The following is a 24,274-nucleotide window of genomic DNA, read 5'->3' as shown; positions in this document are numbered from 1 at the left end:
CGATGCCCATTCCCTCCCTGGCCGCCTCCCCGGTCCCGCTGTCCGCCGGCACCTCCCCGTTGCCCCCCGCGCCGGCGTTCGGACAGCGCTCCATCGCCGAGGTCCTGACCAGCGCCGCCGCCAGCCTGGGAGTCCCGGGGTTCGAGAACAAACTGAACCTTCCGGCCGCCAAACGGGTGTGCGTGGTGCTGGCCGACGGGCTCGGCCGGAACCTGTTGAAGCAAAAGATCGCCCACACCCCTTTCCTGCGAGGAATCCAGCAGGCCGGCCAGGGCCAGGTGCCCGCGTCGCTGGACTCGGCGTTCCCGTCCACCACAGCTGCGTCGCTTGCAAGCTTTGGCACCGGACTCTCGGCCGGCCAGCACGGCATGGTGGGCTATGACGTCCTGGATCCGGACCAGGACCGGGTGGTGAACATGCTTGGCAACTGGGACGCCGGCGTGGACCCGCGGACGTGGCAGCCGTTCCCGACGGTCTTCGAAAGGGCCGAAGGCCACGTCGATGTCACCACCGTCAGCCTCCCGCAGTTCAGCACCTCGGCCATGACCGAGGCCGCGCTCCGCGGAGGCCGCTTCATCACCGGAACCACGTCCCACGCACGGACCGAGGCGGCCGCCGAAGCCATGGCCGGCCCCGGGCCCTCGCTGATGTACTTCTACGTCAACGAGCTCGACAAGGCCGGGCACCGCCACGGCTGCCAGTCACCCCAGTGGGAGCACCAGCTCGAGGAACTCGATGCCACAGTGAGCCGGCTCAACGCCACCCTGCCGCCGGGCACCACCGTGTTGCTGACCGCTGACCACGGCATGGTGGATGTGCCCGAGTCGCAGCGGATCGACTACTCCGCCGAGCCGGCGCTCCTTGCCGGTGTGCGGCACACCGCCGGCGAGCCGCGGATGGTCCACCTGTACCTGGAGGATGGAAACGACGACGGCGCCCGCGACCGGCTGCTGGCGAACTGGCGGTCCCGTTTTGGAGACAGAATTTGGGCCTTCACCCGTGAGGAAGCGATCGGGGCCGGGTTGTTTGGCGACGTGCGGGCCGAGGCCGCCCTGCGGATCGGCGACGTCATGATCGCGGCTCGGGATGCCCTGGCGCTTTACGATACGCGCAGGGTCCGTCCCACCGCCCTGGAAGTCGTGGGCCAGCACGGTTCCCTCACGAAGGCCGAGCGGGAAGTCCCGCTGCTGTGCTTCCAAGCCGACGGCAAGAGAGCGCCGCGGCGCTGACTGCCGGAGCCCGATTCCCGGTGGAGGCGATCCCCGCACCCGGCAGGTACCTGGATCCGGCGGCTCAGAACTTGAGAATGTTCAGGTCCCCTGCGGGCTCGAAGCCCAGCCTGGCGTAAAAGCTCTTTGATTCGGGGGAGGGGGACAGCACCATCCGGACTGCCTTGATGTCCCGCGAGAACTCAATCGATGCCCGCACCAGGCGGCCGCCAATCCCTGCGTTCCGAAACTGCGGCAGCACATAGGCGTTGCCCAGGTAGACCCAGCGGGAGGGTTCCTTCCCGGGCTTGGGCATCCGCTCGAAGATCATCAGGTTAAGCATCCCGACGAGCTCGCCGTCCTGCTCGGCGACGAAGAATGTGCGGGGATGGGCGTCTGCCCACTCGCGGTAGGTCCCCTCGAAATCGGGGTCGTCCGTGAGGGAGGGATCCTGCTCTGCGGCCCATGCCACGCGGAGCCCCGCAAGGCCGGGTGTGTCTTCCGGACGTCCTTCTCGAACCATCAGCATGGGGTCACCCCAAGTTGCCGGCTGCCTTATTGGTCGTTGCGGGTTCCGAAGACGATTTCGTCCCAGCTGGGAACGCTTGAGCGCTTCGGCTTGGTTGGCTGGCGCTCAGGCTGGTCGGTGCCGGCTTCATTCCTGCCAGCGGCGTTGGATTCGCGGTGCTGCCGCCGGGACGTGCCGCCGCCGATCAGTTCATCCAGGCCTGGGCTAGCGGTGGGGCTCTTGCCCGCCGGACGCAGTTGCGAAGCTGCGATGGTGACTTCCCGGGTCTCGGTGCTGACGCCGTCGTGCAGCTTCAGGGCATCGTCCTCCTCCGGGAGGCGCGGCGCGAGGGTCAGCCGGGACATCATGGACGGCCTGCCGTCGCGTCGCCGCGTGAAGGCATCGGTGTCCGAGGGCGCGGCCTCCGCGGTCGGAACGTCGGCCGGTGCGGGGTCCGCGGTCGGAACTTCGGCCAGAGCGGGTTCGTCAGCCCCGGCGGTTTCGGAAGCCGACTCCGGTTCTGTCGGCTGCGGAACTTCGGGCGCCTCGGGTACCTCTGCCGGGCGGGGGTGAGCTGCGGGAACCCCGGTGGCCATGAGCATGGCAAGGGCGTCGTCCGCGTCCTCGTCCACTCCAATCCGGTGGCCGCGGCGGGAACGCAGCATGTCCAGCAGCCCGTCGGCGTCCTGCTCCTGGTGGATCCTGTCCTGCTGGAGCAGCATCTGGTGAATGATGCTGTGCTGGCCGGTCGCTGTCCGGGCTGCGGCCTCGGCGTCGGTTTCAAAGTCAAAGGGCCGGTCGGAGACGGCAGTAAGGCGCCGGGTCGGCACGGGGCCTTCGAGCGGCTCCAGCTCGCTCAGCTGCTGCGCCCAGCGGTTGGCGTTTTGCAGGGACTTCCGGGCGGGATGGAAGGTCCACATAGCCGGCGGCTCCTCGCCGATGCCGGCCGGTCCGCCGGGCTTGGGCTCGAAACGGGCCACGACGTTCCAGCTGCCGTCCTGGCGCCGCCAGGAGTCCCACTCCAGTGTTGAGGGCTCCACGCCGTAGGCCCGCAACCGGTGTTCGACCATGTCGTTAAGGGATGCCGGGTTGTCGCCGAACACGGACCGGAAGAGGTCCTGGCCGGGGGCGGGGGAGGCCACTTCCACCTTGCGGGCCTGCTGGGCAATGTACTCGCGCTCGGCAAGGACCGGTCCCTCGTAGCGCTGGACTTTCTCCAGCGGGATACCGGAGAGCTCTGCCACTTCGGCGGCGGTTGACCCGTTGCGGATCCTCGTCTGGATGTCGCGCGGAGACATGGCAATGGGAGCTGCGGCCGCGCTGGACGCGGCCTTCGCCGCCGTCCGGCTGGCAGCCACCCGAAGTGCTTCATCGATCGGCAGCTGGAACATCTCGCCGCCGGTGCCACTCAACAGGAGATGCTCTCCGTCGTCGTGGACGCCTACAAGCCGTAGATCCTGCATACAAATCCTCCACCCTGGCATTACTAACAATCGAAACTCTGCCACCAGCGGGACACATTTCGGGTTAGGACGGCTGGCGCGCCGTGATTTTCCGCGACATTCCGCGACTTTCCGCCGGTTTCGGATTCTCCACGGAAAAGATCCCAGGGAGGAGACCCGTGGGCTCTGGCATTCCTGAGGCGCTTAAGCAAAAATGACCCGACACCGGGCACAAAAACCGCATGTCCGGTGTTACATCGGTGAACCGCTCCCGGAGCCCAGGGTTACCATCCCGGCGGGGCCATCTTGGAGCGGCGAGCCAACCGAACGAATGCGGAGTGTGAGCGACAAATAATGGCGACCGATTACGATGCGCCGCGCAAGACCGAAGAAGACCTCAGTGAGGATTCCATTGAGGCCCTGAAGGTGCGGCGTACAGAGAAGCCTTCCGCCGTGGTGGATGAAGACGAGTCCGACCTTGCCGAAGGCTACGAACTTCCCGGCGCTGACTTGTCCGGGGAGGAACTGCTGGTCCGGGTCCTGCCCGCCCAGGCAGACGAATTCACTTGTGCCTCCTGCTTCCTGGTCCGCCACCGTTCGCAGATTGCCCGCGAAAAGGACGGCCTGAAGTACTGCAAGGATTGCGAGGGCTAGGCAGGCGGCAGCCCTGGAGAGGAACCCGGATCCCGGGGCCCGGGGCCCGCGACGGTGCGAAGCGGGCCGCGGGCCACTAACAACTAGGAGCAGGAGCCCAGCTAACTAGGAGCCCAGCTAGCTAGGAGGCCAGCGCGGCGATCAGTTGCTCCGGGTGCCGTGTGGACGTGAGCCAGTAGGGGGTGCGATCCGAGGGGTCCTCGATCTCGATCCGGACCACCGGATCCACCCAGCCGCGGATACACAGAAATGCCAGTCCATTTAGCCGCGTTCCCCGCTCGGCCGTGGCTTCCTTGCCCCGGAACGCCGTGGCCTTGCCCAGGAACCCGCGTTCGATCGTGGCCCTGCCCACCGTCAGCGTGGTCCTGGTGACCGTGATCGAGGGCGTGGACAGCACCAGCAGCACGGAGATGACGACGAAGATCACGATCGCCGCGGTAATGCCGGCCCAGATGCTGATGGGCGCCAGCATGAGGATCCCTGCGCTGGAGAACAACACCGACACCAGCCAGATCCAGAAGTTCGGCCAGAGCTTCTCGGCGTAAAGGACAGGGGAGTCGCTCGGGGCGCTCTTCGGGGCAGGCGCAGCTGCGCTGGATTCGGGCATAGGCACAGCTTTTCATCTTTAGCTGGGTATTTCATCTCGGCCCCTTGCTGAGGGGGCACCCCGTTTCAGGGCTGCTGCCGCCCCACTTGAAGGCCGCTTGATGGCCACCCTGAACGCCGCTACAAGCCTGCGTGAACACCGCGGGCGGCATGCGCGGGCGGCCAGCGGCGGCTAGGTCGATGTTACGTGCGGGCGTTAGAGTGAGGGACTGTGACTGAAGAAAACACCGCCGTCGCCAGTGCCGCACCTACGGCCGGCGACGCAGCCTACGGAACGCCCACTTTGACGGTACAGCTGAAAATGCTCGACGACGGGCTGGAGCCGCCGTCGTATGCGCACCCGGGCGACGCCGGCGCCGACCTTCGCGCCCGCGAGGACGTCGTCCTCGCGCCGGGGGAGCGCCGCCTCGTTCCGACCGGCGTCGCCATTGCGCTCCCGGATGGTTTTGTTGCGCTCATCCACCCACGCTCTGGCCTCGCCACGAAGCACGGACTGACGGTTGTGAACGCCCCCGGGACGGTGGACGCCGGCTACCGCGGAGAAATCGCGGTGACACTGCTGAATACTGACCGTGACGAGGCGATCGAGCTGCGGCGCGGCGATAGAATTGCACAGATGGTCATTCAGCGCGTGGAGTACGCGAAGTTCCTGCCGGTCGAGGAGCTCGACGGCTCGGTCCGCGGCGGGGGCGGCTTCGGCTCCACCGGCGGTTTCGGCGGACCGGCCTGAAGCCCAGGTTCGCCCTAAACGCTGGGACAACCGGGCGCTGGGACAATTGAACGCTGGGACAACCGGGCGCTGGGCGACCGGGGATTTTCGGCGCCGCGCACTTTGAACCAACGCAGGCACTGAAGAACACCAGCATCTGAGAACACCAGCACGTAAGAACATCAGCACGGAAGCATCACCAACACTGCACGAGACACGCATCCAGGCAACAGCAGCGGTGCACCAACGGGTGCAGGAGTATTGAGCAGGCGGCCGCAGGGTAGCGGGCAGCCACGCGGACAGGCGCCAGGACGGCGCCGGGCGGCGGCACAGGATCACAACTGAAGGAGACAACCCCCATGGTTTTTGGGCGTGGCAGGAAAGCCAAACAGGAGCAGCCGACCGGGGCCGATACGGACCAGAACGCTGTGGCCGCGGACGCTGCGATTGACGGCGCCGGCACGCCGGCCGGGAATGACGCCAAAACTGCCGGCCGGGCCGCGACCGGGCCCTTCGACGTCTCGGAGATCGAGGCCCAGGACGGGTACGTGGACCTCGGCGCGCTCCTGATCTCCCCCCGCGAGGGACTCCAGCTCCGCCTGGAAGTTGAAGAAGCGAGCCAGCGCGTCGTCGCCGTCACCATGGACCTGGAGGGTTCCAGCCTGCAGCTGCAGGCCTTCGCCGCCCCCCGTTCCGAGGGGCTGTGGGATGAAATCCGTGAACAGATCGGCCAGTCGGTCGGGAGCCAGGGCGGCCAGGTCGAGGAGGTCGAGGGCGGCTTCGGCACCGAGCTCGTGGCCAAGCTTCCGGCCGGAGCGGCGGATGGCAGCCAGGGGTACCGTGTGGCCCGCTTCATCGGCGTCGACGGCCCGCGCTGGTTCCTCCGCGGCGTTTTCGGCGGCGAGGCGGCAATGGACCGGGACGCCGCAGCCGGGCTCGAAGAGCTGTTCCGGCAGATCGTCGTCGTCCGCGGCGAGAACCCCATGCCTCCGCGCGACCTGCTGCAGCTCCGCCTGCCCAAGGACACCCCCGCCGCCCCGACGCCTCAGGCGGCCCCGGAATTCGGACAGCCCGAACGCGGACCGGAGATAACCCAGATTGGCTGATGCCGCCGGCAAAAAAGCGGCCGCCGTGTCCGTCCGGGAGCTGCCGGACCGCGGGCGGGTGCTGTGCCACGGCTTCATCGAGTCCGTCACGTACGTGCCCGCCAGCCAGGTGGCGTCTTTCATCGCGATCCTGATCGATCACGAAGCGCCCCCTCCCGTTACCCGCCTCCTGCCCTTCGGCGGCAAGGGCCAGGGCGGCAAAGGTGCCGGAACGGCCAACAGCCTTCCCGCCAACGGGGTGGCCACGCACAAGGTCAGCCCCAGTGCACAGCGCCAGCGGCCCGCCGGGCCCAAGGAACGGCTGCGCGTCGTGTGGCTTGGCCGCCGCCGGATTCCCGGTGTCGACGCCGGAACGGAGCTCCGGCTCGAGGGCATGGTCACCATGCGCGACGGGCTGCCCACGATCTTCAATCCCCGCTACGAAATACTCTCCCGCCAGGAGGAGCAATGACATTGCCCGAACATCCCGAGCGGGCACGCCCGGACCGGGCGCATCAGGACCGGTCACAAGAGGAAACAGCCCAGCAGGAAGCGGGGGAAGCCGCGGCGCTGACCCGGGACGATGCCGCACCTGCTGCGTCCCAGCCCACCAGCACCCAGCCGACCAGCACCCAGCCCACGGTGGCCCAGCTGGCCGAGGACTATGCCGCAAAGGCTGGTTTGCACCGCTCCAGCAACGGCAACATCGATGTGCTCAAGAGCGCCGGCGGCGTCCAGGGCATCGCGGAAAGCATCCTGCCGGGACTCGTCTTCCTGATTGCCTTCACCATCGACCGGGAAAACCTGACGCTGGCCGTTATCGCCTCGCTTGCGGTCGCCGCCGTCTTTACCGTGGCCCGGCTGGTCCAGCGCAAGCCGCTGACCCAGGCGCTGGCCGGGTTCATCGGCGTCGGACTCTCCGCGTGGCTGGCCACCTCGACCGGCAAGGCAGAGAACTTCTACGTCCTGGGGTTCTTTACCAACCTCGGCTACATCCTGGCGATGTCCATCTCCGTGGCCGTGCGCTGGCCGATCGCAGGGCTGCTCTTCGGCTTCATCCGCAACGAGGGCCTGGAATGGCGCAAGGACCCGAAGCGGGTCAGGGCGTACTCAATCGGCACATGGGTGATTGTCGCGGTGCTGGTCCTGCGGCTGGTGGTGCAGGTGCCGCTGTACTTCATGGGGGAGCAGGGCCTCGCCGCCCTGGCAACCACCCGGCTTCTGATGGGCGCCCCGCTCTACATCCTCGGCGTCTGGATTGCCTGGCTGCTGACCCGGCCGGCCCGGGAGCCAGCCGAGGCCAACGAGGCCGAAAAAGCCAACTGACCCGATGCGCTGTCAGTTGTGGCTGTTCCCGAGCGTTGGGAACGGCCACAACTGACAGCGCAACTGGTTTAAAACGGGCTTAGCCGTCGAAGCCGTCGTTCTCGGCCGGCTGGGGGCCGTGGCCGTGCTGGTCCGAAGTCACGGGGTGCTGGTCCTCGAGCGGGGATTCCGGTGCCAGCAGGGCGCGGAGTTCGTCCTCGGCCGCGATCGTGGTCACAAAGAACAATTCGTCGCCGCCGTCGATCACGTCGTCCCGGCTCGGCGTGATGGGCGCCTGATCCCGCAGGATCGCGACGAGGGTGGAGTCCTCGGGCCACTGGACATCACCCACGGTCAGCCCGATCACATGGGAGTCGTGGGGAACCGTGAACTCAACCAGCGAGGACACCCCGGTCTGAAGCGTCAGCAGCCGGACCAGGTCACCGATCTCCACCGCCTCCTCCACGAGGGCGGTCATGAGCTGCGGGGTGTTGACCGCGACGTCGACGCCCCATGAGTCGTCGAACATCCAGTCGTTCTTGGGGTTGTTGACCCGGCCGACCGTTCGCCCGACGCCGAATTCCGTCTTGGCCAGCAGGGAAACGACGAGGTTGACCTTGTCGTCACCGGTGGCGGAGACCACGACGTCGGCGTCCTCAAGTTTGGCGTCCTGCAGCGTGCTCAGCTCGCAGGCGTCACCGACCAGCCAGTGCGCGCCGCGCAGGCCGCTCCGGCCGATGACCTCCGGCTTCTCGTCGATCAGCAGGATTTCGTGCTTGTGGGCCAACAGCTCCCGGGCGATCGAGGAACCGACGCTTCCGGCACCGACGATGACGACTTTCACTTAGGACTCCTTGGCGGGGGATTTGGCGAGGATGTGGCCGATCTCGGAGCTCCGGTCCACGTTCAGCATGGCGTGGACGGTGTCGCCGTCCTGATAGGACGTGCCGGCAGCGGGTAGCATGCCCTCGCCGAACCGGGTCAGATACGCGATGCGGATGCCGGCCGCCTTCTCGATCGAGGAGACCGGGTGCCCGATCCAGTCGGGGTTGAGGTCCACCTCGGCGAGGACCAGCCGGCCCGAGGGCTCCCGATAGTCGCCGGCGATGTGCTGCTCGGGCAGGATGCGGCGCAGCACCTGGTCGGCGCTCCAGCGGACCGCGGCGACCGTGGGAATGCCGAGGCGCTGGTAGATTTCCGCGCGGCCCGGATCGTAGATCCTCGCCACCACGTGAGGAACGTGGAAGGTCTCCCGGGCCACCCGGGTGGCGAGGATGTTGGAGTTGTCGCCGCTGGAAACGGCGGCGAAGGCATAGGCTTCCTCGACGCCGGCCCGCTTCATCGTCTCGCGGTCGAATCCGACCCCCGTGACCTTCCGTCCGGAAAACCCTGCGCGGAGCCGCCGGAAGGCACGGTCGTCCTGGTCGATGATGGCCACCGAATGGCCGGCGTCCTCGAGCGTGTGCGCCAGGGTTGACCCGACACGGCCACAACCCATGATCACGAAGTGCGCCACATGGGCCTCCTCTTGGTTCTTACGTCTGATACTGCGTAAAACTCTACCGGCCACGCGGCGGCGGGAGGCCACGGCCACGGGGCGCCGGCCGGCGTTCCTGTGCACGCCAACTTCGCCGTCATGACATCGCGTCCGAATCAGACTAGCTTTGTGTGGTGCTGACAATTTTCAATGCCGTGAAGCGGGTGCTGGTAGGCAAGCCCTTCCGGAACGACCGTCTGGCCCACACGCTCTTGCCGAAGCGGATCGCGCTGCCCATTTTCGCTTCGGACGCCCTGTCTTCGGTGGCCTATGCGCCGGATGAAATCCTCCTGACCCTGGCCCTGGCCGGCGTGAGCGCGGTGGCCATTGCGCCGTGGGTGGGCCTCGCCGTCATGGTGGTGCTCCTGACCGTGGTTGCCTCCTACCGCCAGAACGTCCACGCCTACCCCTCCGGCGGCGGCGACTACGAGATCGCCAACGTCAACCTCGGCAAGTACGCAGGGCTCACCGTAGCCTCGGCTCTGCTGGTTGACTATGTGCTGACCGTTGCCGTGTCCATGTCCTCGGCCGCGACGTACCTGACCACCGCCGTGCCCTCGCTGCACGGACAGCAGGCCGCGATCGCCACGATCGGCGTCGTCATCCTGGCCCTCGTGAACCTGCGCGGCATCAGGGAGGCTGGCAGCGTCTTCGCCGTCCCGACCTACATCTTCATGGCCTCAATCCTCGGCATGACCGCCGTCGGTGTCTTCCAGGCGGCCACCGGCCAGCTGGGGCAGGCGCCGTCGGCAGCGTTCGAGATCGTGCCGGAGCAGGGCTTCGACGAAGGCCTCGTCGGGCTGGCCGGGGCATTCCTGCTGCTGCGCGCCTTCTCCTCCGGCGCCGCGGCCCTGACCGGCGTCGAGGCCATCAGTAACGGTGTGCCCAACTTCCAGAAGCCCAAGAGCAAGAACGCTGCCACCACGCTGCTGCTGCTCGGCGTGATTGCCTCCGCCATGCTCGCCGGCATCATCTACCTGGCCAACGCCACCAAGGTGCACATCGTGCAGGATCCGGCCACGGAGTTCCTCCTGAACGGCAATCCGCTGCCAGAGGGGTACATCCAGAACCCGGCCATCAGCCAGATCGCGCAGACCGTCTTCGGTGCGGGCTCCATCCCGTTCTACATCGTGGTGGCCGCCACCGGCGTCATCCTGGTGTTCGCCTCCAATACGGCGTTCAATGGCTTCCCGGTGCTCGGCTCCATCCTGGCCCAGGACGGCTACCTGCCGCGCCAACTGCGCACCCGTGGCGACCGGCTGGCCTTCAGCAACGGCGTCCTGGCCCTGGCCGCAGGCGCCCTCGTCCTGATCATCGCCTTCAACGCGGACGTCACGAAACTCATCCAGCTCTACATCGTGGGCGTCTTCATCTCGTTCACCATGAGCCAGCTGGGCATGATCCGGCACTGGGGCCGGGAACTGAAACTGTCCAAGGAGCCTGCCGTGCGGCTGCGCATCATCAAGTCCCGGACCATCAACACCGTGGGCTTCTGCATGACCGCCCTGGTTCTGGTCATCGTCCTGATCACCAAGTTCTCGCAGGGCGCCTGGATCGCGCTGCTGGCCATGTTCGTGCTGTTCCTGATCATGTGGAGCATCCGGGCGCACTATGACAACGTGGCGAAGGAACTCGCCGTGGACGAGGACTCCTCGCCGCGCGCACTGCCCACCCGTGTGCACGCCGTGCTGCTTGTCTCGCACGTGCGTAAACCGGTGCTGCGCGCCCTGGCCTACGCCCGGGCCTCACGCCCGTCGCGGCTGGACGCCATCACCGTGGACATCAGCCCGGAGGAGACCGAAGCGACTGTCGCGGACTGGGAAAAGCTCGAAATCCCGGTGCCCCTGACCGTTCTTGCCAGCCCGTTCCGCGAAACGGTGACTCCGATCATGGAGTACATCAAAAACATGCGCCGGGATTCGCCCCGCGACCTGATCGTGGTCTACATTCCCGAGTATGTCGTGGGCAAATGGTGGGAGCAACTGGTCCACAACCAGACCGCGCTGCGCATCAAGACCAGGCTGCACTTCGAGTCTGGCGTCATGGTGTGCAGTGTGCCGTGGCAGCTGAAATCATCCGAAGAAGCCAAGAAACTGCAGGATATCCAATGACCCCCGACACCCGGACGCACACCCACACCGATCTCGTCGTCGACGTCGGACCCGTCGCCCACGGCGGGCACTGCGTGGCCCGGCATGAGGGACGCGTCGTGTTTGTCCGGCACGGCATTCCCGGCGAGAAGGTCCGGGTCCGGCTCACCGACGCCGGCCCCGACGCCAAGTTCTGGCGCGCCGATGTGGTGGAGGTCCTGGAGGCCTCACCGGACCGCGTCCCGCACTTCTGGGACCTCGCCGATTCGGCGCGCTCCTGGTCACACCGGCATCCTCCGGTCGGCGGCGCCGAACTCGGCCACATTTCGCTGCCGCGCCAGCGCAGCCTCAAGGCCGACGTTCTGGCCGAACAGCTCAAGCGGCTCGCCGGCGTCGAACTCTCTCCCGCAGGGGAGATCACCGTCGAAGCCGTCGGCGCTGCCGCCGAAACTGCCGCCGAAACTGCCGCCCCGGGCGGCGCTCGCGTATCCGGCCTTGGCTGGCGGACGCGCGCCGGCTTCGCGGTGACTCCCGCCGGCAAGCTTGGCATGCACGCCCACCGCTCAGACGCCATCCTGCCCGTGCGCGAAATGCCGCTGGCCGTGGACAGCATCAACGCACTCCGGCTCTGGGAAATGGACCTGCAGGGCATCGACCGCGTCGAGGTCGCCGCCCCGGCGAACGGCTCCCGGCCGCTCGTACTGCTCGTCCCCGCCCCCGGCACCCGGTCCAAACGGCTCGGCGGCATCCTGGCCCAGTTCCCCGACGACGTCTCGGTGGCCAGCCTGGACCCGGCCACGGGAGAGGTGCTGCAACTGCGCGGCCGCACCTATGTCCAGGAGACCGCGGCAGGCCACGACTACCGGGTTACCGGCGACGGCTTCTGGCAGATCCACAAGGACGCCCCGGAGACACTCGTCGGGGCTGTGACCGGGTTCCTGCACGACGGCGGCTACCTCGCGCCGGGCTCGGTGGTGGCGGACCTGTACGCCGGTGCCGGGCTGTTCACGGCACCGCTGGCCGATGCCGTCGGCGTCACGGGATCGGTGCTCTCGGTCGAGGGCGCGCCCGGCACCAGCCGTGATGCACGCAAGAACCTGCACGACGCCACCCAGGTGGAGATCGTCCAGGGCCGCGTGGAGCGGGTGCTGCGGCAGAAGCCCCGCAACTTCGATGCCCTGATTCTGGACCCGCCGCGCGCCGGTGCCGGCAAAGCCGTGGTCAAGCAGCTGATCGACGCCGGTCCCCGGGCCGTCGCGTATGTCTCCTGCGATCCGGCGTCGTTTGCCCGCGACCTCGGCTACTTCCGGCAGGGCGGCTGGGGGCTGGCCGGGCTGCGTGCCTTCGACCTGTATCCGCACACCCATCACATGGAGACGGTGGCGTTACTGACTCCCCAACCGTGATGCCACTAGGATGGGCGTAGTAGTCCGTCGTCGCGCTGCATCACCACAGCTTGTACTTCAGCGTTGCTGTGCATGAGATTGGCGTTATTGAAGCGGCCGTTCCCTGCGTTTCTTACCTGCATTTCGTACCACGATGTACTGATGCCTGTATTAGTTAGGCCGACCTAACTAGCTTGGGTCCTGCGGCGCGACAAAGATGAAACTGTTGCGAGAGGAGTCCTGCGATGAGCATTGTGGACAGCTTCGGTTCAAAAGGCAAACTTAATGTAGCCGGAACCGAATATGAAATTTTCCGGTTGAACTCCGTCGAAGGTGCAGAAAACCTTCCGTTCAGCCTCAAGGTATTGCTTGAAAACCTGTTGAGGACCGAGGACGGTGCCAACATCACGGCCGACCACGTCCGTGCGCTTGCAGGCTGGGACCCCAGCTCCGAGCCCGACACCGAGATCCAGTTCACGCCGGCGCGCGTGATCATGCAGGACTTCACCGGCGTGCCCTGCGTCGTTGACCTCGCCACTATGCGTGAGGCCGTCAAGGAGCTCGGCGGTGACCCGAAGCGGGTCAACCCGCTGGCACCGGCCGAAATGGTCATTGACCACTCGGTCCAGATTGACGCCTTCGGCAACTCCGGCGCGCTGGAGCGCAACATGGAGATCGAATACCAGCGCAACGGTGAGCGCTACCAGTTCCTGCGCTGGGGCCAGACCGCATTCGATGACTTCAAGGTTGTCCCCCCGGGCACCGGCATCGTGCACCAGGTCAACATCGAGTACCTGGCCCGCACCGTCATGACCCGCGAAGTTGACGGGGCGCTGCGCGCATACCCGGACACCTGCGTCGGCACCGACTCGCACACCACCATGGTCAACGGCCTGGGCGTGCTCGGCTGGGGCGTTGGCGGCATCGAAGCCGAGGCAGCCATGCTCGGCCAGCCCGTCTCCATGCTCATCCCGCGCGTCGTGGGCTTCAAGCTCACCGGCTCGATTCCGGCCGGCGCCACCGCCACCGACGTCGTCCTGACCATCACCGAGCAGCTGCGCAAGCACGGTGTGGTGGGCAAGTTCGTCGAGTTCTACGGTGAAGGCGTCGCGGCTGTGCCGCTGGCGAACCGTGCAACGATCGGCAACATGAGCCCGGAGTTCGGCTCCACCGCCGCGATGTTCCCGATCGACGACGTCACCCTCGACTACCTGCGCCTCACCGGCCGGTCCGACGAGAACGTCGCCCTCGTGGAGTCCTACGCGAAGGAACAGGGCCTCTGGCACGATCCCTCCCGCGAGATCAAGTTCTCCGAGTACCTCGAGCTGGACCTGTCCACGGTTGTTCCGTCGATCTCCGGCCCGAAGCGCCCGCAGGACCGCATCATCCTCACCGAGTCCAAGGCCCAGTTCCGCGAGGACCTGCGCAACTACGTGAAGGAAGACCTGGCCGACGGAAGTCTCGACGAAGCGATCGACGAAAGCTTCCCGGCTTCAGACTCGCCCTCGTTCACCGCCTCAGCCTCGCACCTGAGCGACGTGGCCCCGCACGCACACGGCCCGAAGTCCAACGGCCGTCCGTCCAACACGGTCAGCGTCAAGACCGCGGACGGACGTGAGTTCGAGCTGGACCACGGCGCAGTGTCGATCGCCTCGATCACCTCGTGCACCAATACGTCCAACCCGTCCGTGATGCTGGCCGCCGCGCTGCTGGCCCGCAACGCAGTCGACAAGGGCCTGACGTCCAAGCCGTGGGTCAAGACCTCCGTGGCTCCGGGCTCCAAGGTAGTCACCGACTACTACAACAAGTCCGGCCTCACCCCGTACCTGGAGAAGCTCGGCTTCTACATCGTGGGCTACGGCTGCGCGACCTGCATCGGCAACTCCGGTCCGCTGGACGCCGAGATCTCCGAGGCCATCCAGGCCAACGACCTCTCCGTCACCGCCGTGCTGTCCGGCAACCGCAACTTCGAAGGCCGGATCAACCCGGACGTGAAGATGAACTACCTGGCCTCCCCGCCGCTGGTCATCGCCTACGCCCTGGCCGGTTCCATGGACTTCGACTTCGACAACGACGCGCTGGGCCAGGATGAGGCCGGCAACGACGTCTTCCTGAAGGACATCTGGCCGAACCCGGTCGAGGTCCAGCAGGTCATCGACTCCTCGATCGACAAGGACATGTTTGCCCGCGGCTACGAAGGCGTCTTCGAAGGCGACGATCGCTGGAAGGCGCTCGACACCCCGGCCGGCGACACCTTCGCCTGGGACGAGAAGTCCACGTACGTCCGCAAGCCCCCGTACTTCGAGGGCATGAAGGCCCAGCCGGAGCCGGTCCAGGACATCACCGGCGCGCGCGTGCTGCTCAAGCTCGGCGACTCCGTCACCACGGACCACATCTCCCCGGCCGGTTCCTTCAAGTCGGACACCCCGGCCGGCCAGTACCTGCTGGCCAACGGTGTGGAGCGCAAGGACTTCAACTCCTATGGCTCACGCCGTGGCAACCACGAGGTCATGATCCGCGGCACGTTCGCGAACATCCGCATCAAGAACCAGCTCCTGGACGGCGTGGAGGGCGGCTTTACCCGCGACTTCAGCCAGGCTGACGGCCCGCAGGCTTACGTCTACGACGCCGCGCAGAACTACCAGGTTGCCGGCACCCCGCTGGTGGTCCTGGCAGGCAAGGAGTACGGTTCCGGTTCGTCCCGTGACTGGGCGGCCAAGGGCACGGCGCTGCTCGGCGTCAAGGCTGTTGTGGCCGAGAGCTACGAGCGCATCCACCGCTCCAACCTGATCGGCATGGGCGTCCTGCCGCTGCAGTACCCGGCCGGCCAGAACGCTGCCACCCTGGGCCTGACCGGCACGGAATCCTTCGCAGTTGAGGGCGTCACCGCCCTGAACGAAGGCACCACGCCGAAGACGCTGAAGGTCACCGCCACCGCCGAAGACGGTTCGGTCACGTCCTTCGACGCCGTGCTGCGCATCGACACCCCGGGCGAGGCGGATTACTACCGCAACGGCGGGATCCTGCAGTACGTTCTGCGCCAGATCTCCGCGAACTAGGCGGAGCTGCCGGCTGGTCCGGTAACGCAGTCAAAGGCCCCGGCCGGTCACTGACCGGCCGGGGCCTTTGCGTACCCGGATTCGGACACCGGCGCGGCGGCCCGTCCCGAGGCGTTAGAGTTAAAAGGCATGTCTACCACCCGAAGGAGGGGCCGTTGGGAATCTTGGACACCATCCGGAATCCGCAGGACCTGAGTAAGTTGTCCGAGGCGCAGCTGGAACAGCTGGCAGCCGAAGTCAGGGACTTCCTGATTGGCAACGTCTCCCAAACGGGAGGGCACCTGGGCCCGAACCTCGGCGTCGTCGAGCTCACCATCGCGGTGCACCGGATCTTCGATTCCCCCCGCGACAGCATCGTTTTCGACACAGGGCACCAGTCTTACGTGCACAAGCTCCTCACCGGACGGCAGGACTTCAGCACGCTTCGCCAGCAGGGCGGCCTGTCCGGCTACCCCGACCGCGGAGAATCCGAGCACGACATCGTCGAAAGCTCACACGCGTCCTCGTCACTGTCCTGGGCCGACGGCATCTCCCGTGCCCGGCAGCTGACCGGCGACGGCGACCGCTTCGTCGTCGCGGTGGTGGGCGACGGCGCCCTGACCGGCGGCATGGCCTGGGAGGCCATCAACAACATCGCGGCGGACAAGAAGCGCCGGGTGGTGATTGTGGTCAACGACAACGGCCGCTCCTACGCCCCGACCGTCGGCGGGTTGGCCGACCACCTCGCGTCCCTGCGCCCCACAATCGACTCCCTACGCGCTGCCCCCTCCTACGAAGGCACCCTCGATTGGTGGAAGCGGAAACTGCAGAACGGCGGGCCTGCGGGCCAGTTCACGTACAAGAGCCTGCACGCCATGAAGAAGGGCATCAAGGACTGGTGGGCCCCGCAGGGCATGTTCGAGGACCTCGGCATGAAATACATCGGTCCCGTCGACGGCCACAACCTCCAGGCCATGGAAAACGCCCTCTCCACTGCCCGGAACTACGCCGGCCCAGTGATCGTGCACGCCATGACGGAAAAGGGCCACGGCTACGCCCCGGCCCGCGCCCACGAGGCGGACCAGTTCCATGCCGTGGGGATCATCGATCCAGAGACCGGCGCACCCACCGAGGCCGGCGGCGCCAAATCCTGGACCGCGGTCTTCGCCGATGAAATCGCCGACATCGCCGACGAACGCAAGGACATCGTCGGCATCACCGGGGCCATGCTGATTCCGGTCGGACTGCACAAGTTCGCCGCCCGGCACCCGGAGCGGGTATTCGACGTCGGCATCGCCGAACAGCACGCCCTCACCTCCGCCGCCGGCATGGCGTTCGGGGGACTGCACCCGGTGGTCGCGGTCTACGCGACATTCCTGAACCGTGCGTTCGACCAGCTGCTGATGGATGTGGCCCTGCACAAAGCCGGTGTCACGATCGTCCTGGACCGGGCCGGCGTCACCGGACCCGACGGCGCCAGCCACCATGGCATGTGGGACATGGCCATGGTCCAGATCGTCCCCGGGCTGCACCTCGCGGCACCGCGCGACGCCACCCGCTTGCGGGAGGAACTGCGCGAGGCCGTGGCCATTGAAGACGCCCCCAGCGTGATCCGCTATTCCAAGGGCAGCGTCGGCGCCGAAGTCGAGGCCGTCGAGCGCCTGGACGACGGGGTGGATGTACTGGCCCGCCGCCCCGAGGGTTCCAGCGAGAACGACGTCCTGATTGTCAGCGTGGGCGCAATGTCCGAACTCGCGCTGGACGTCTCCAACCGGCTCGGCGCCCAGGGCATCAGTTCCACGGTGGTGGACCCCCGCTGGGTCCTCCCGGTCCGGCGGTCCATCATCGACCTCGCCGCAAGCCACCGCCTGGTCATTTGCATCGAGGACGGTGTGCGGGCCGGCGGCGTCGGTTCCCGGATCCGCCAGGAGATGCGGGCCGCCGGCGTGGACACCGCCCTCAACGAGGTCGGCCTCCCGGTGGAGTTCCTCGATCACGGCACCCGCAGCCAGGTGCTCGAACGCGTCGGGATGACTGCCCAGCAGATCACGCACGACGTCGTCGCCCAGGTATTGGGCACCAAGGTGCCGTTTGCGCGTCCCCTGCCCGGCCAGGAACACCCCAGCACCGGCAGCCTGCCGCTGCTGTAGCCAGCACATCTGTTGAGCACAACCCGTACGGCGCCATCACTTCCGGCGCCGGACGGCCCAGGAAGGAACTGGCATATGAGTGGAATTATCAGGGTTTACAAACGTGACGAAGAGGGCATCCTGCAGTTCAGGGAAGCCTGGTTTGACGAGGACTACAGCCAGTTCGTGATGAACCACGGCGTCGTGGGACACCAGAGCAAGACCGATGAGACCGACGTCGTGGACGCCGAGGCCGCCGAGCGACTCATGGACGCCTTCGCGGTGCAGTGCGCCGAGGACGGCTACGCCGAAATCCCGGTGGAGGAGCAGTCCTGGGTGGTGGCCCAGTACGCGCTTAAGACCAAGGACGGGACCAGCCGCGACCGTTATCTCGAGGAAAAGGCCAAAGACGCCCTCATCAGCCACCTGGCCTGGCGGGGCCTGGGGATTGTGGACCGCAGCGAGTTTTCCGACGCGCGGCTCAACATCTTCTGCCTCACGCCCGACGTCAACAAGACGGTCAACGCCATCAAGGTCTGCATCCGGGGCGAGGACCTGGACTTCACCAAGCTGAGCATCGGCGCCGCGCACTATGGCGAAGAGACCTTCAAGCTTAAGCACTCGCCGAAGCCGGCCAACAGCTTCACGCTCTAGGCATTACCTGTTTGCGCATTACCTGTTTGGGCATCACCTGTAGGGAGCCGGGCACGGCTCACATCAATTTGGGGGATCCGACTGGAAGGGAACGCAATGACGCGAAAAACCACGAAACCAGGCTGCACTCCTCTCCCGGCGGGTCTGGACGCGCCGGCGCGCAAGTCGCTCGCGCACGCGGGGGTCGAAACCCTCGAACACCTCGTGGAGCTTGGCCGGCGCCGGCTTGCCGGCATGCCGGGCGTCTGCCCGCGCACCGTCGCGCAACTCCAGGACGCCATGGACGAGCACGGGCTGGAACTGCCGGCAGGGTAGTGGCACTGCCGCCCGCGGCGGGCTTGAACGGGATGCCGGTCTGGTCGATATAGGCTGATTCCATGACTGAATACCGCCGCGTGGGAAATTCCGGACTGTCCGTCTCGGTCGTGGGGCTTGGGTGCAATAACCTGGGCCGCTCCGGGACTGTGACTGAATCGCAGGAGGGTACGGACGCCGTCGTGCACGCGGCACTGGACGCCGGGATCACCTTCTTTGACGTCGCCGATACCTACGGCCGGGAACCCGGGCTCAGCGAGTCCATGCTTGGCCAGGCCCTTGGCGCCCGCCGCGGCGACGCCGTCATTGGCACCAAATTCGGCATGGACATGCGCGGCGCCAACGGCGAGGACTTCCGCGCGCGCGGATCCCGCCGCTACATCATCAAAGCAGCGGAAGCCTCCCTGCGCCGGCTCGGCACGGACTGGATCGACCTTTACCAGTTCCACACCCCGGACCCGCTGACCCCTATCGACGAGACGCTGGCCGCCCTGGACGACCTCGTGACCAGCGGCAAAGTCCGCTACATCGGCCACTCCAACCGGGCCGGCTGGCAGCTCGCCGAAGCCGAGTTCGTGGCCCGCGCCCGCGGGGGAGCACGCTTCATCTCCAGCCAGAACCACTACAACCTCCTGGACCGCCGCGCCGAACTCGAGGTGACCCCTGCGGCCGAGGCCTACGGCCTGGGTGTCCTGCCGTACTTCCCGCTCGCCAACGGCCTGCTCACCGGAAAATACTCCAAGGGCGCCGCCCCCGAGGGCTCCCGGCTCAGCCACACACGCACCAACCTGGTCCACGACGCCGACTGGGAACAGCTGGGCGCCTTCGGCGAGTTCGCCGCCGCGCGCGGGCTCAACGAGGTCCAGGTGGCGTTCTCGTGGCTTGCCGCCCAGCCGTCCGTCAGCAGCGTCATCGCCGGCGCCACCACCCCGGAGCAGGTGCGCCAGAATGCCGCCGCCGTCGCCTGGATCCCCAGCCATGCCGATCTTGCCGAACTGGACGACCTTTTCCCGCGCACGCCCAAGGTGGCGCTGTTCTGAACGATCCAGCTGTGAACGATCCAGCTCTGAACGGCCCGGCCCTGGGCACCACGGCAGCGGTCCCGGCCGCCACCCAGTCGATCCTGATGGACCTCGACACCGGGATCGATGACGCCCTGGCCCTGGTCTACCTGCTGTCCCGGCCGGAGGTGCGCCTCCAGGCGATCACTTGCACGGCCGGGAACGTTGGGGCGCGGCAGGTGGCGATGAACAGCCTGGCCCTGCTCGAACTGTGCGGCCGCGAGGGTGTGGAGGTGGCCATCGGCGCCGAGGTCCCGCTGGAGATCCCGCTGGTCACCACCGAGGAAACCCACGGGCCGCAGGGGATCGGCTACGCCGAGCTGCCGCCGCCGGCGCAGCAGATCTCGGCAAGGCACGCCGTCGACGTCTGGGTGGAAGAGGTGCGGGCGCACCCGGGGGAGATCACAGGCCTGATTACCGGCCCGCTGACCAACTTCGCGCTGGCCCTGCGCCGCGAACCCGAACTCCCGCGGCTGCTCAAGGGGCTCGTCATCATGGGCGGGTGCTTCTACTACCAGGGCAACACGACGCCGACGGCCGAGTGGAACACTTCGGTGGACCCGCATGCCGCCAAGGAAGTGTTTGCCGCCTACCGCGGCCTGCCCGAGGACAAACTGCCGATCCTGTGCGCCCTGGAAATGACCGAGCGGATCGAAATGCACCCGGAGCACCTGCGCCAGCTCGGCGAGGCCGCCGGCGCGCCGGAGCCTGAACTCGTCCTTCCAGAGCAGCCCGAAGGCCAGCGCAGCCTGTCCGGCAACCCCCTGGTCGCCTGCCTGTCCGACGCCCTGCGCTTTTACATGGAGTTCCACCGGCTCTACGACCAGGGCTACGTGGCGCACGTGCACGACGCCTTCGCGGCCTGCGTCGCCGCGGGCCGGACGCCATTCGCCACCCGGCTGGCCACGGTCGACGTCGAAACGGACGCCCCGCTGCTGATCGGCACCACGGTGGCCGACTACCGCGGGCTGTGGGGCCTGCCGCCGAACGCCAGGATTGTCTCCGACAACATCCCGGCGCGCTGTTTCGACGAGCTGATTTCCTCGATCGGCTCCCTCGCGCGCGACGTGGGCACGGGGTCAGCGACCTCGACGTCACCGACGGCCTGAGGCTGGGCCGGCCGGAGGGAGTTCCCGGCCTGTCAGCGGATCGCTAAGATGGTAGCTGCGCCGAGGTGACATGAGGCGGATCTTGTCGCACCCAGCCGAAGGACCACCCCCCATGTCACAGCCAGCACTTACCGTCACTGCCCCTGGACAGGCGGCCGGGCGCGGCCGCCGCCTGCTCGAAATCGCAGGTGCCGCCGCGATCGCCGCCACCTACATCTTCCTGGTCCTGACCCAGCCGGCGGACATCGCCAACGGCCCGTCGAGCTTCTCGGCACTTGTGGCCCTGGGCGGCTTCCTGCTTGGTGCGGTGCTGCTGATTGTGGCCGTCGTGCCCGTACTGCCCACCTCCACCCTGGTCCTGATCCCCGTGGCGTTGGTCCTGAACGTAGTCCTCGGACAGCTCATGGGCAGCACGGGCCTGCCGTTCTACATCGACGCGATCGGCACCGTCCTGATCGCCGTCCTCGCCGGCCCCGCCGCCGGCGCCGCCACGGGGGCGCTGAGCAGTATCGTCTGGTCCTTCTTCAACCCCACCGTCCTGCCGTTCGCCGCCGGTGCGGCCCTTATCGGTTTCCTGGCCGGCATGGCCGCCCGCGGGGGCCTGTTCCGCCGTTTCTACCTCGCCCCCTTCGCCGGCTTCGCCACCGGCATCCTCGCCGGCGTCGTCTCCGCACCGATCGCCGCGTTCGTCTTCGGCGGCACCTCTGGCCTGGGTACGGGAGCGATCGTCAGCGCCTTCCGCGCCATGGGGGACACACTCCTGGCCGCCATCACCAAGCAGGCACTGATTTCTGACCCCATGGACAAGGCGATCGTGTTCACGATCGCAGCGCTGCTGGCCTACGCCCTGCCCCGCCGGACCACCTTTCAGTTCCCGTTCGTGCGGCGCTACCGGGTGCTCGCCGGCAAGGCCCCGGCGACGCCGGCAACGCCAGCAGCCCCGGCAACATCAGTAGCCCCTGCAGCCCCGGCAACACACTCAACGCCGGACGCCTGAGACCTGTGACTGCCTGACACAGTGACACGGTGACGAATCCTCGATGACGTTCCCTCCATGACACTTCCTCCATGAAAGCGCGCCTCCACCCCCTCACCGCGCTGACCGCGGCCGCCTGTACCGCCGTCATCACGACGGCGGCCGCCAGCTGGCCGCTGTCTGTCGCCGTGGCACTCGTCGCGGCGGTCCTCGCCGCGCGCCGTGGAGTCGCGGGCCGGGTCCTGCCGGCCGCGGCGGTGATCCTGACTCCGCTGTTGCTGTCCTTGCTGGTGCTGCACGGCCTGTTCTTCCCCGAAGGCCAGACTGTCCTGGCCCAGTGGGGCCCCGCCCGGGTCACGGCCGAAGGCCTCGCGTTCGCGCTGGAGCTCGGAACCCGGACCACTGCCTGCGTCCTGGTGTTCCTGCTCTTCTCCTTCACCGTGAGCGTTCCCGACCTCGTCTCCGCCCTCGCCGCGCGCAGGATCCCGCCGCAGTTCGGCTTCGTGCTGGCCTCCACCCTCACGCTCCTGCCCGCCGTCGTAGGCCGCCTGGACCGGATCCGGCAGGCCCAGGAAACGCGCGGACTGGTGGTCCGGCGTGGCCTGCTGTCCCGCCTCGGGGCTCTCCGCCTGCAGATGGTGCCGCTGGTCCTCGCCCTGATCGACGACGCCGGCAGCCGCGCCCAGGCGCTCGACGCCCGCGGCTTCGGCAGCCCGGGTCCCCGGACCAGCTACCGCGACGTAGTGGACCCGCCCGCCCAGCGGTTGTTCCGGGCCGCAGCCCTGGTGCTCACGGCAGCCGCCGTCGCCGTGCGGATTATTGCCTCCTGGCCCGCCGGGGCGCCGTCATGACCGCGACCACCGGGACGGCGCTGCGGATCCGGATCGAGGCATTCACGTTCCACGGCGAGGACACGCCTGTCCTGGCCGACGCGGCGATTTCGGTCACCCCGGGTACCCTGACCGCCGTCCTGGGCGGCTCCGGAAGCGGGAAATCCACGCTGGGCAAACTGCTGGCGGGCTGGCTCCGCGCCGGCCACGCGGGACAATTCCGCGGCAGCCTGGAACTCGACGACACCTTACTGGAGTTCCACGGCACGCCAGAGGATCCCCGGATCAACCCCGCCGAATGGTCCCGTCGCGTGGCCTTCGTACCCCAGGACCCAGCGGCCATGCTCTCCACCGTGCGGGCCACAGTCGCGGAGGAGCTGGCCTTCGGCCTGGAAAACCACGCAACACCGCGGGCGGACATGCTCCGTGCGGTGGAGCGGACGGCCGCGCGCACGGGATTGACGGACCTGCTGGACCGGGACCCGGCCACCCTGTCCGGGGGAGAGTTGCGCAGGCTCGCCGTGGGCTGCGCCGTCATTGGAGAACCGGAGGTTCTCATCCTGGACGAGCCGCTGGCATCGCTCGACGCGGCCGGGGCAGCACAGATTGAGGAGCTTGTCCGCAGCCTCTGCCGCACGGGCACCGGCGTCGTCGTGTTGAGCCAGGCGGTGGACCGGCTCGCCGGGGAAGCCACGCACTGGAGCGTTCTCGACGGCGGGACGGTGACCGCGGCGGGAGCGCCGGCACAACTGGCGGGTTCGGCCGAGCTGGGGCGCTCTGGTGTTGTCGACGGCACCGGCGCGGGCGTTGCGGGATTCGGTGTTTCAGGATTCGGTGTTTCGGGATTCGGTGTTTCAGGATTGAAGGCTAGCGGTCCCGACGCCATTGGCCCCGGCAGTCCCGGGCCCGCATCGCTCGAATTGCGCCGGGTGGGGTTTGGCTACGGGCAGGACCCGCGGCGGTGTGGGACCGGTGCGCAGGACTGGGTTCTCCGGGACGTGGACTTCGCCGTGTTCCCAGGGGAGATCATCGCCGTGACCGGGCCCAACGGGGCCGGCAAATCGACATTGCTGCGCCACTTCAACGGATTGCTCCGGCCCTCAGCGGGGGAGGTGCTCGTCTGCGGGCGCAGCATCTCCGGCGTGCCGGTGGGAGCAGCAGCCGCCTCCATGGGCCTGTTGTTCCAACACCCCCGGGACCAGCTGTTCGAACGGACGCTCCTGCGCGAAGCCGCGTTCGGGCTCAGGCAGCTGTTCGGGAAAGCCGAGGCGCTGGGGAAGGCCCGGGCGGCGCTGGCCGCGGTGGGATTGTCGGGGATGGAGGCGGTCCACCCGGCCGAACTCTCTTCCTCCCGGCAACGGCTGCTCGCCCTCGCCACGGTCCTGGCCCGTGAACCGGCGGTGCTGGCCCTGGACGAGCCCACAGTCGGGCTGGACCGGCACGGCCTCGAACATCTGGGACGGGCCGTAAACGCCGCGGCAGCGCGGGGGACCGCCGTCGTCATGGTTACCCACGACCTCGCCTACGCACGAAAGAACGCGCACCGTGTCCTGGAACTCAAGGGCGGCCGGCTGAGCGAGATCTAGGCCGTTTCCCGGACAGTGATTGCCGCGCGCGCCCAACACACGCGCCT

At 67.5% G+C, this 24,274-nt stretch carries 22 protein-coding genes; 17 read left to right on the top strand and 5 right to left on the bottom strand.

The window, feature by feature from the left end:
- The first annotated feature begins 2 nt into the window (after nt 1–2).
- Entirely contained in the window at nt 3–1,229 is a 1,227-nt protein-coding gene (locus AC1DDO_RS19610) for an alkaline phosphatase family protein (protein ID WP_476972557.1), read from the top strand.
- Nucleotides 1,230–1,293: 64 nt separating this feature from the next.
- Here the strand turns inward: AC1DDO_RS19610 and AC1DDO_RS19605 are convergent, their stop codons facing one another.
- Nucleotides 1,294–1,737 carry an N-acetyltransferase family protein gene (locus AC1DDO_RS19605; protein WP_476972556.1) on the bottom strand — a complete coding sequence of 148 codons (444 nt, stop codon included), beginning with the start codon at nt 1,735–1,737 and terminating at the stop codon, nt 1,294–1,296.
- Between the two features lie 26 nt (nt 1,738–1,763).
- Nucleotides 1,764–3,179, bottom strand: a complete 1,416-nt coding sequence (gene sepH / locus AC1DDO_RS19600; protein ID WP_476869041.1) for a septation protein SepH — start codon at nt 3,177–3,179, stop codon at nt 1,764–1,766.
- 333 nt (nt 3,180–3,512) lie between these two features.
- On the opposite strand from sepH, the gene AC1DDO_RS19595 reads away from it, so the two are divergent.
- Complete coding sequence (locus tag AC1DDO_RS19595; RefSeq protein ID WP_091255680.1) at nt 3,513–3,812, top strand: DUF4193 domain-containing protein; 300 nt, start codon at nt 3,513–3,515, stop codon at nt 3,810–3,812.
- Nucleotides 3,813–3,933: 121 nt separating this feature from the next.
- On the opposite strand, the gene AC1DDO_RS19590 is transcribed toward AC1DDO_RS19595, so the two are convergent.
- On the bottom strand, nt 3,934–4,419 hold the full coding sequence (locus AC1DDO_RS19590; RefSeq protein WP_476869042.1) for a DUF3093 domain-containing protein: 486 nt from the start codon (nt 4,417–4,419) through the stop codon (nt 3,934–3,936).
- A 210-nt stretch (nt 4,420–4,629) separates the two neighbouring features.
- Here AC1DDO_RS19590 and dut point away from each other — a divergent pair, with 210 nt between their 5' ends.
- The 4 genes from dut (at nt 4,630) to AC1DDO_RS19570 (ending at nt 7,538) form a co-directional block, all read left to right on the top strand.
- Complete coding sequence (gene dut, locus AC1DDO_RS19585; RefSeq protein WP_441409861.1) at nt 4,630–5,148, top strand: dUTP diphosphatase; 519 nt, start codon at nt 4,630–4,632, stop codon at nt 5,146–5,148.
- A 338-nt stretch (nt 5,149–5,486) separates the two neighbouring features.
- A complete protein-coding gene (locus tag AC1DDO_RS19580) occupies nt 5,487–6,233 on the top strand; it encodes a DUF3710 domain-containing protein (protein WP_476869043.1) in 747 nt (248 codons plus the stop codon).
- The gene (locus AC1DDO_RS19575) at nt 6,226–6,684 is read left to right on the top strand and encodes a hypothetical protein (protein WP_476869044.1); all 459 of its coding nucleotides are present in this window, start codon (nt 6,226–6,228) and stop codon (nt 6,682–6,684) included. The genes AC1DDO_RS19580 and AC1DDO_RS19575 overlap by 8 nt, the downstream gene beginning before the upstream one ends.
- Nucleotides 6,681–7,538: a DUF3159 domain-containing protein gene (locus tag AC1DDO_RS19570; RefSeq protein WP_476869045.1), complete on the top strand. Its 858-nt coding sequence runs from the start codon at nt 6,681–6,683 to the stop codon at nt 7,536–7,538. Before AC1DDO_RS19575 ends, AC1DDO_RS19570 begins: the two co-directional genes overlap by 4 nt.
- 79 nt (nt 7,539–7,617) lie before the next feature.
- On the opposite strand, the gene AC1DDO_RS19565 is transcribed toward AC1DDO_RS19570, so the two are convergent.
- Nucleotides 7,618–8,361 carry a potassium channel family protein gene (locus AC1DDO_RS19565; protein ID WP_476869046.1) on the bottom strand — a complete coding sequence of 248 codons (744 nt, stop codon included), beginning with the start codon at nt 8,359–8,361 and terminating at the stop codon, nt 7,618–7,620.
- Nucleotides 8,362–9,033: a potassium channel family protein gene (locus AC1DDO_RS19560; protein ID WP_476869047.1), complete on the bottom strand. Its 672-nt coding sequence runs from the start codon at nt 9,031–9,033 to the stop codon at nt 8,362–8,364.
- Between the two features lie 155 nt (nt 9,034–9,188).
- Here AC1DDO_RS19560 and AC1DDO_RS19555 point away from each other — a divergent pair, with 155 nt between their 5' ends.
- The 11 genes from AC1DDO_RS19555 to AC1DDO_RS19505 all read left to right on the top strand — a co-directional run bounded on the left by AC1DDO_RS19555 (nt 9,189) and on the right by AC1DDO_RS19505 (nt 24,227).
- Nucleotides 9,189–11,165, top strand: coding sequence for an APC family permease (locus AC1DDO_RS19555; RefSeq protein WP_476869048.1), 1,977 nt, complete (start codon nt 9,189–9,191; stop codon nt 11,163–11,165).
- Entirely contained in the window at nt 11,162–12,550 is a 1,389-nt protein-coding gene (locus tag AC1DDO_RS19550; protein WP_476869049.1) for a class I SAM-dependent RNA methyltransferase, read from the top strand. The genes AC1DDO_RS19555 and AC1DDO_RS19550 overlap by 4 nt, the downstream gene beginning before the upstream one ends.
- A 224-nt stretch (nt 12,551–12,774) precedes the next feature.
- Entirely contained in the window at nt 12,775–15,588 is a 2,814-nt protein-coding gene (locus AC1DDO_RS19545; RefSeq protein WP_476869050.1) for an aconitate hydratase, read from the top strand.
- Nucleotides 15,589–15,743: 155 nt separating this feature from the next.
- Entirely contained in the window at nt 15,744–17,717 is a 1,974-nt protein-coding gene (gene dxs / locus AC1DDO_RS19540; RefSeq protein WP_476869051.1) for a 1-deoxy-D-xylulose-5-phosphate synthase, read from the top strand.
- A 75-nt stretch (nt 17,718–17,792) separates the two neighbouring features.
- Nucleotides 17,793–18,350: a hypothetical protein gene (locus AC1DDO_RS19535; RefSeq protein WP_476869052.1), complete on the top strand. Its 558-nt coding sequence runs from the start codon at nt 17,793–17,795 to the stop codon at nt 18,348–18,350.
- Nucleotides 18,351–18,446: 96 nt separating this feature from the next.
- A complete protein-coding gene (locus AC1DDO_RS19530) occupies nt 18,447–18,665 on the top strand; it encodes a helix-hairpin-helix domain-containing protein (protein ID WP_441409850.1) in 219 nt (72 codons plus the stop codon).
- Nucleotides 18,666–18,727: 62 nt separating this feature from the next.
- Entirely contained in the window at nt 18,728–19,705 is a 978-nt protein-coding gene (locus tag AC1DDO_RS19525; protein WP_476869053.1) for an aldo/keto reductase, read from the top strand.
- Between the two features lie 86 nt (nt 19,706–19,791).
- Complete coding sequence (locus AC1DDO_RS19520) at nt 19,792–20,835, top strand: nucleoside hydrolase (protein WP_476869075.1); 1,044 nt, start codon at nt 19,792–19,794, stop codon at nt 20,833–20,835.
- Nucleotides 20,836–20,947: 112 nt separating this feature from the next.
- A complete protein-coding gene (locus tag AC1DDO_RS19515) occupies nt 20,948–21,832 on the top strand; it encodes an ECF transporter S component (RefSeq protein WP_476869054.1) in 885 nt (294 codons plus the stop codon).
- A gap of 71 nt (nt 21,833–21,903) precedes the next feature.
- Nucleotides 21,904–22,662 carry an energy-coupling factor transporter transmembrane component T gene (locus AC1DDO_RS19510; protein WP_476869055.1) on the top strand — a complete coding sequence of 253 codons (759 nt, stop codon included), beginning with the start codon at nt 21,904–21,906 and terminating at the stop codon, nt 22,660–22,662.
- Complete coding sequence (locus tag AC1DDO_RS19505; protein WP_476869056.1) at nt 22,659–24,227, top strand: ABC transporter ATP-binding protein; 1,569 nt, start codon at nt 22,659–22,661, stop codon at nt 24,225–24,227. Before AC1DDO_RS19510 ends, AC1DDO_RS19505 begins: the two co-directional genes overlap by 4 nt.
- Nucleotides 24,228–24,274 lie beyond the last annotated feature (47 nt).

It is taken from the genome of Arthrobacter sp. 10N43, assembly GCF_056394525.1.
This window is presented reverse-complemented; position numbering and strand designations above follow the sequence as displayed.

Bases quoted from the DNA above. Each gene is read 5' to 3' on its own strand.
- AC1DDO_RS19515 (WP_476869054.1), top strand. From the start codon at position 20,948: ATGTCACAGCCAGCACTTACCGTCACTGCCCCTGGACAGGCGGCCGGG.
- AC1DDO_RS19525 (WP_476869053.1), top strand. From the start codon at position 18,728: ATGACTGAATACCGCCGCGTGGGAAATTCCGGACTGTCCGTCTCGGTC.
- AC1DDO_RS19520 (WP_476869075.1), top strand. From the start codon at position 19,792: ATGGACCTCGACACCGGGATCGATGACGCCCTGGCCCTGGTCTACCTG.
- AC1DDO_RS19605 (WP_476972556.1), bottom strand. From the start codon at position 1,737: ATGCTGATGGTTCGAGAAGGACGTCCGGAAGACACACCCGGCCTTGCG.
- AC1DDO_RS19505 (WP_476869056.1), top strand. From the start codon at position 22,659: ATGACCGCGACCACCGGGACGGCGCTGCGGATCCGGATCGAGGCATTC.
- AC1DDO_RS19595 (WP_091255680.1), top strand. From the start codon at position 3,513: ATGGCGACCGATTACGATGCGCCGCGCAAGACCGAAGAAGACCTCAGT.
- AC1DDO_RS19610 (WP_476972557.1), top strand. From the start codon at position 3: ATGCCCATTCCCTCCCTGGCCGCCTCCCCGGTCCCGCTGTCCGCCGGC.
- AC1DDO_RS19590 (WP_476869042.1), bottom strand. From the start codon at position 4,419: ATGCCCGAATCCAGCGCAGCTGCGCCTGCCCCGAAGAGCGCCCCGAGC.
- AC1DDO_RS19580 (WP_476869043.1), top strand. From the start codon at position 5,487: ATGGTTTTTGGGCGTGGCAGGAAAGCCAAACAGGAGCAGCCGACCGGG.
- sepH (WP_476869041.1), bottom strand. From the start codon at position 3,179: ATGCAGGATCTACGGCTTGTAGGCGTCCACGACGACGGAGAGCATCTC.
- AC1DDO_RS19550 (WP_476869049.1), top strand. From the start codon at position 11,162: ATGACCCCCGACACCCGGACGCACACCCACACCGATCTCGTCGTCGAC.
- AC1DDO_RS19530 (WP_441409850.1), top strand. From the start codon at position 18,447: ATGACGCGAAAAACCACGAAACCAGGCTGCACTCCTCTCCCGGCGGGT.
- AC1DDO_RS19535 (WP_476869052.1), top strand. From the start codon at position 17,793: ATGAGTGGAATTATCAGGGTTTACAAACGTGACGAAGAGGGCATCCTG.
- AC1DDO_RS19510 (WP_476869055.1), top strand. From the start codon at position 21,904: ATGAAAGCGCGCCTCCACCCCCTCACCGCGCTGACCGCGGCCGCCTGT.
- AC1DDO_RS19545 (WP_476869050.1), top strand. From the start codon at position 12,775: ATGAGCATTGTGGACAGCTTCGGTTCAAAAGGCAAACTTAATGTAGCC.
- AC1DDO_RS19570 (WP_476869045.1), top strand. From the start codon at position 6,681: ATGACATTGCCCGAACATCCCGAGCGGGCACGCCCGGACCGGGCGCAT.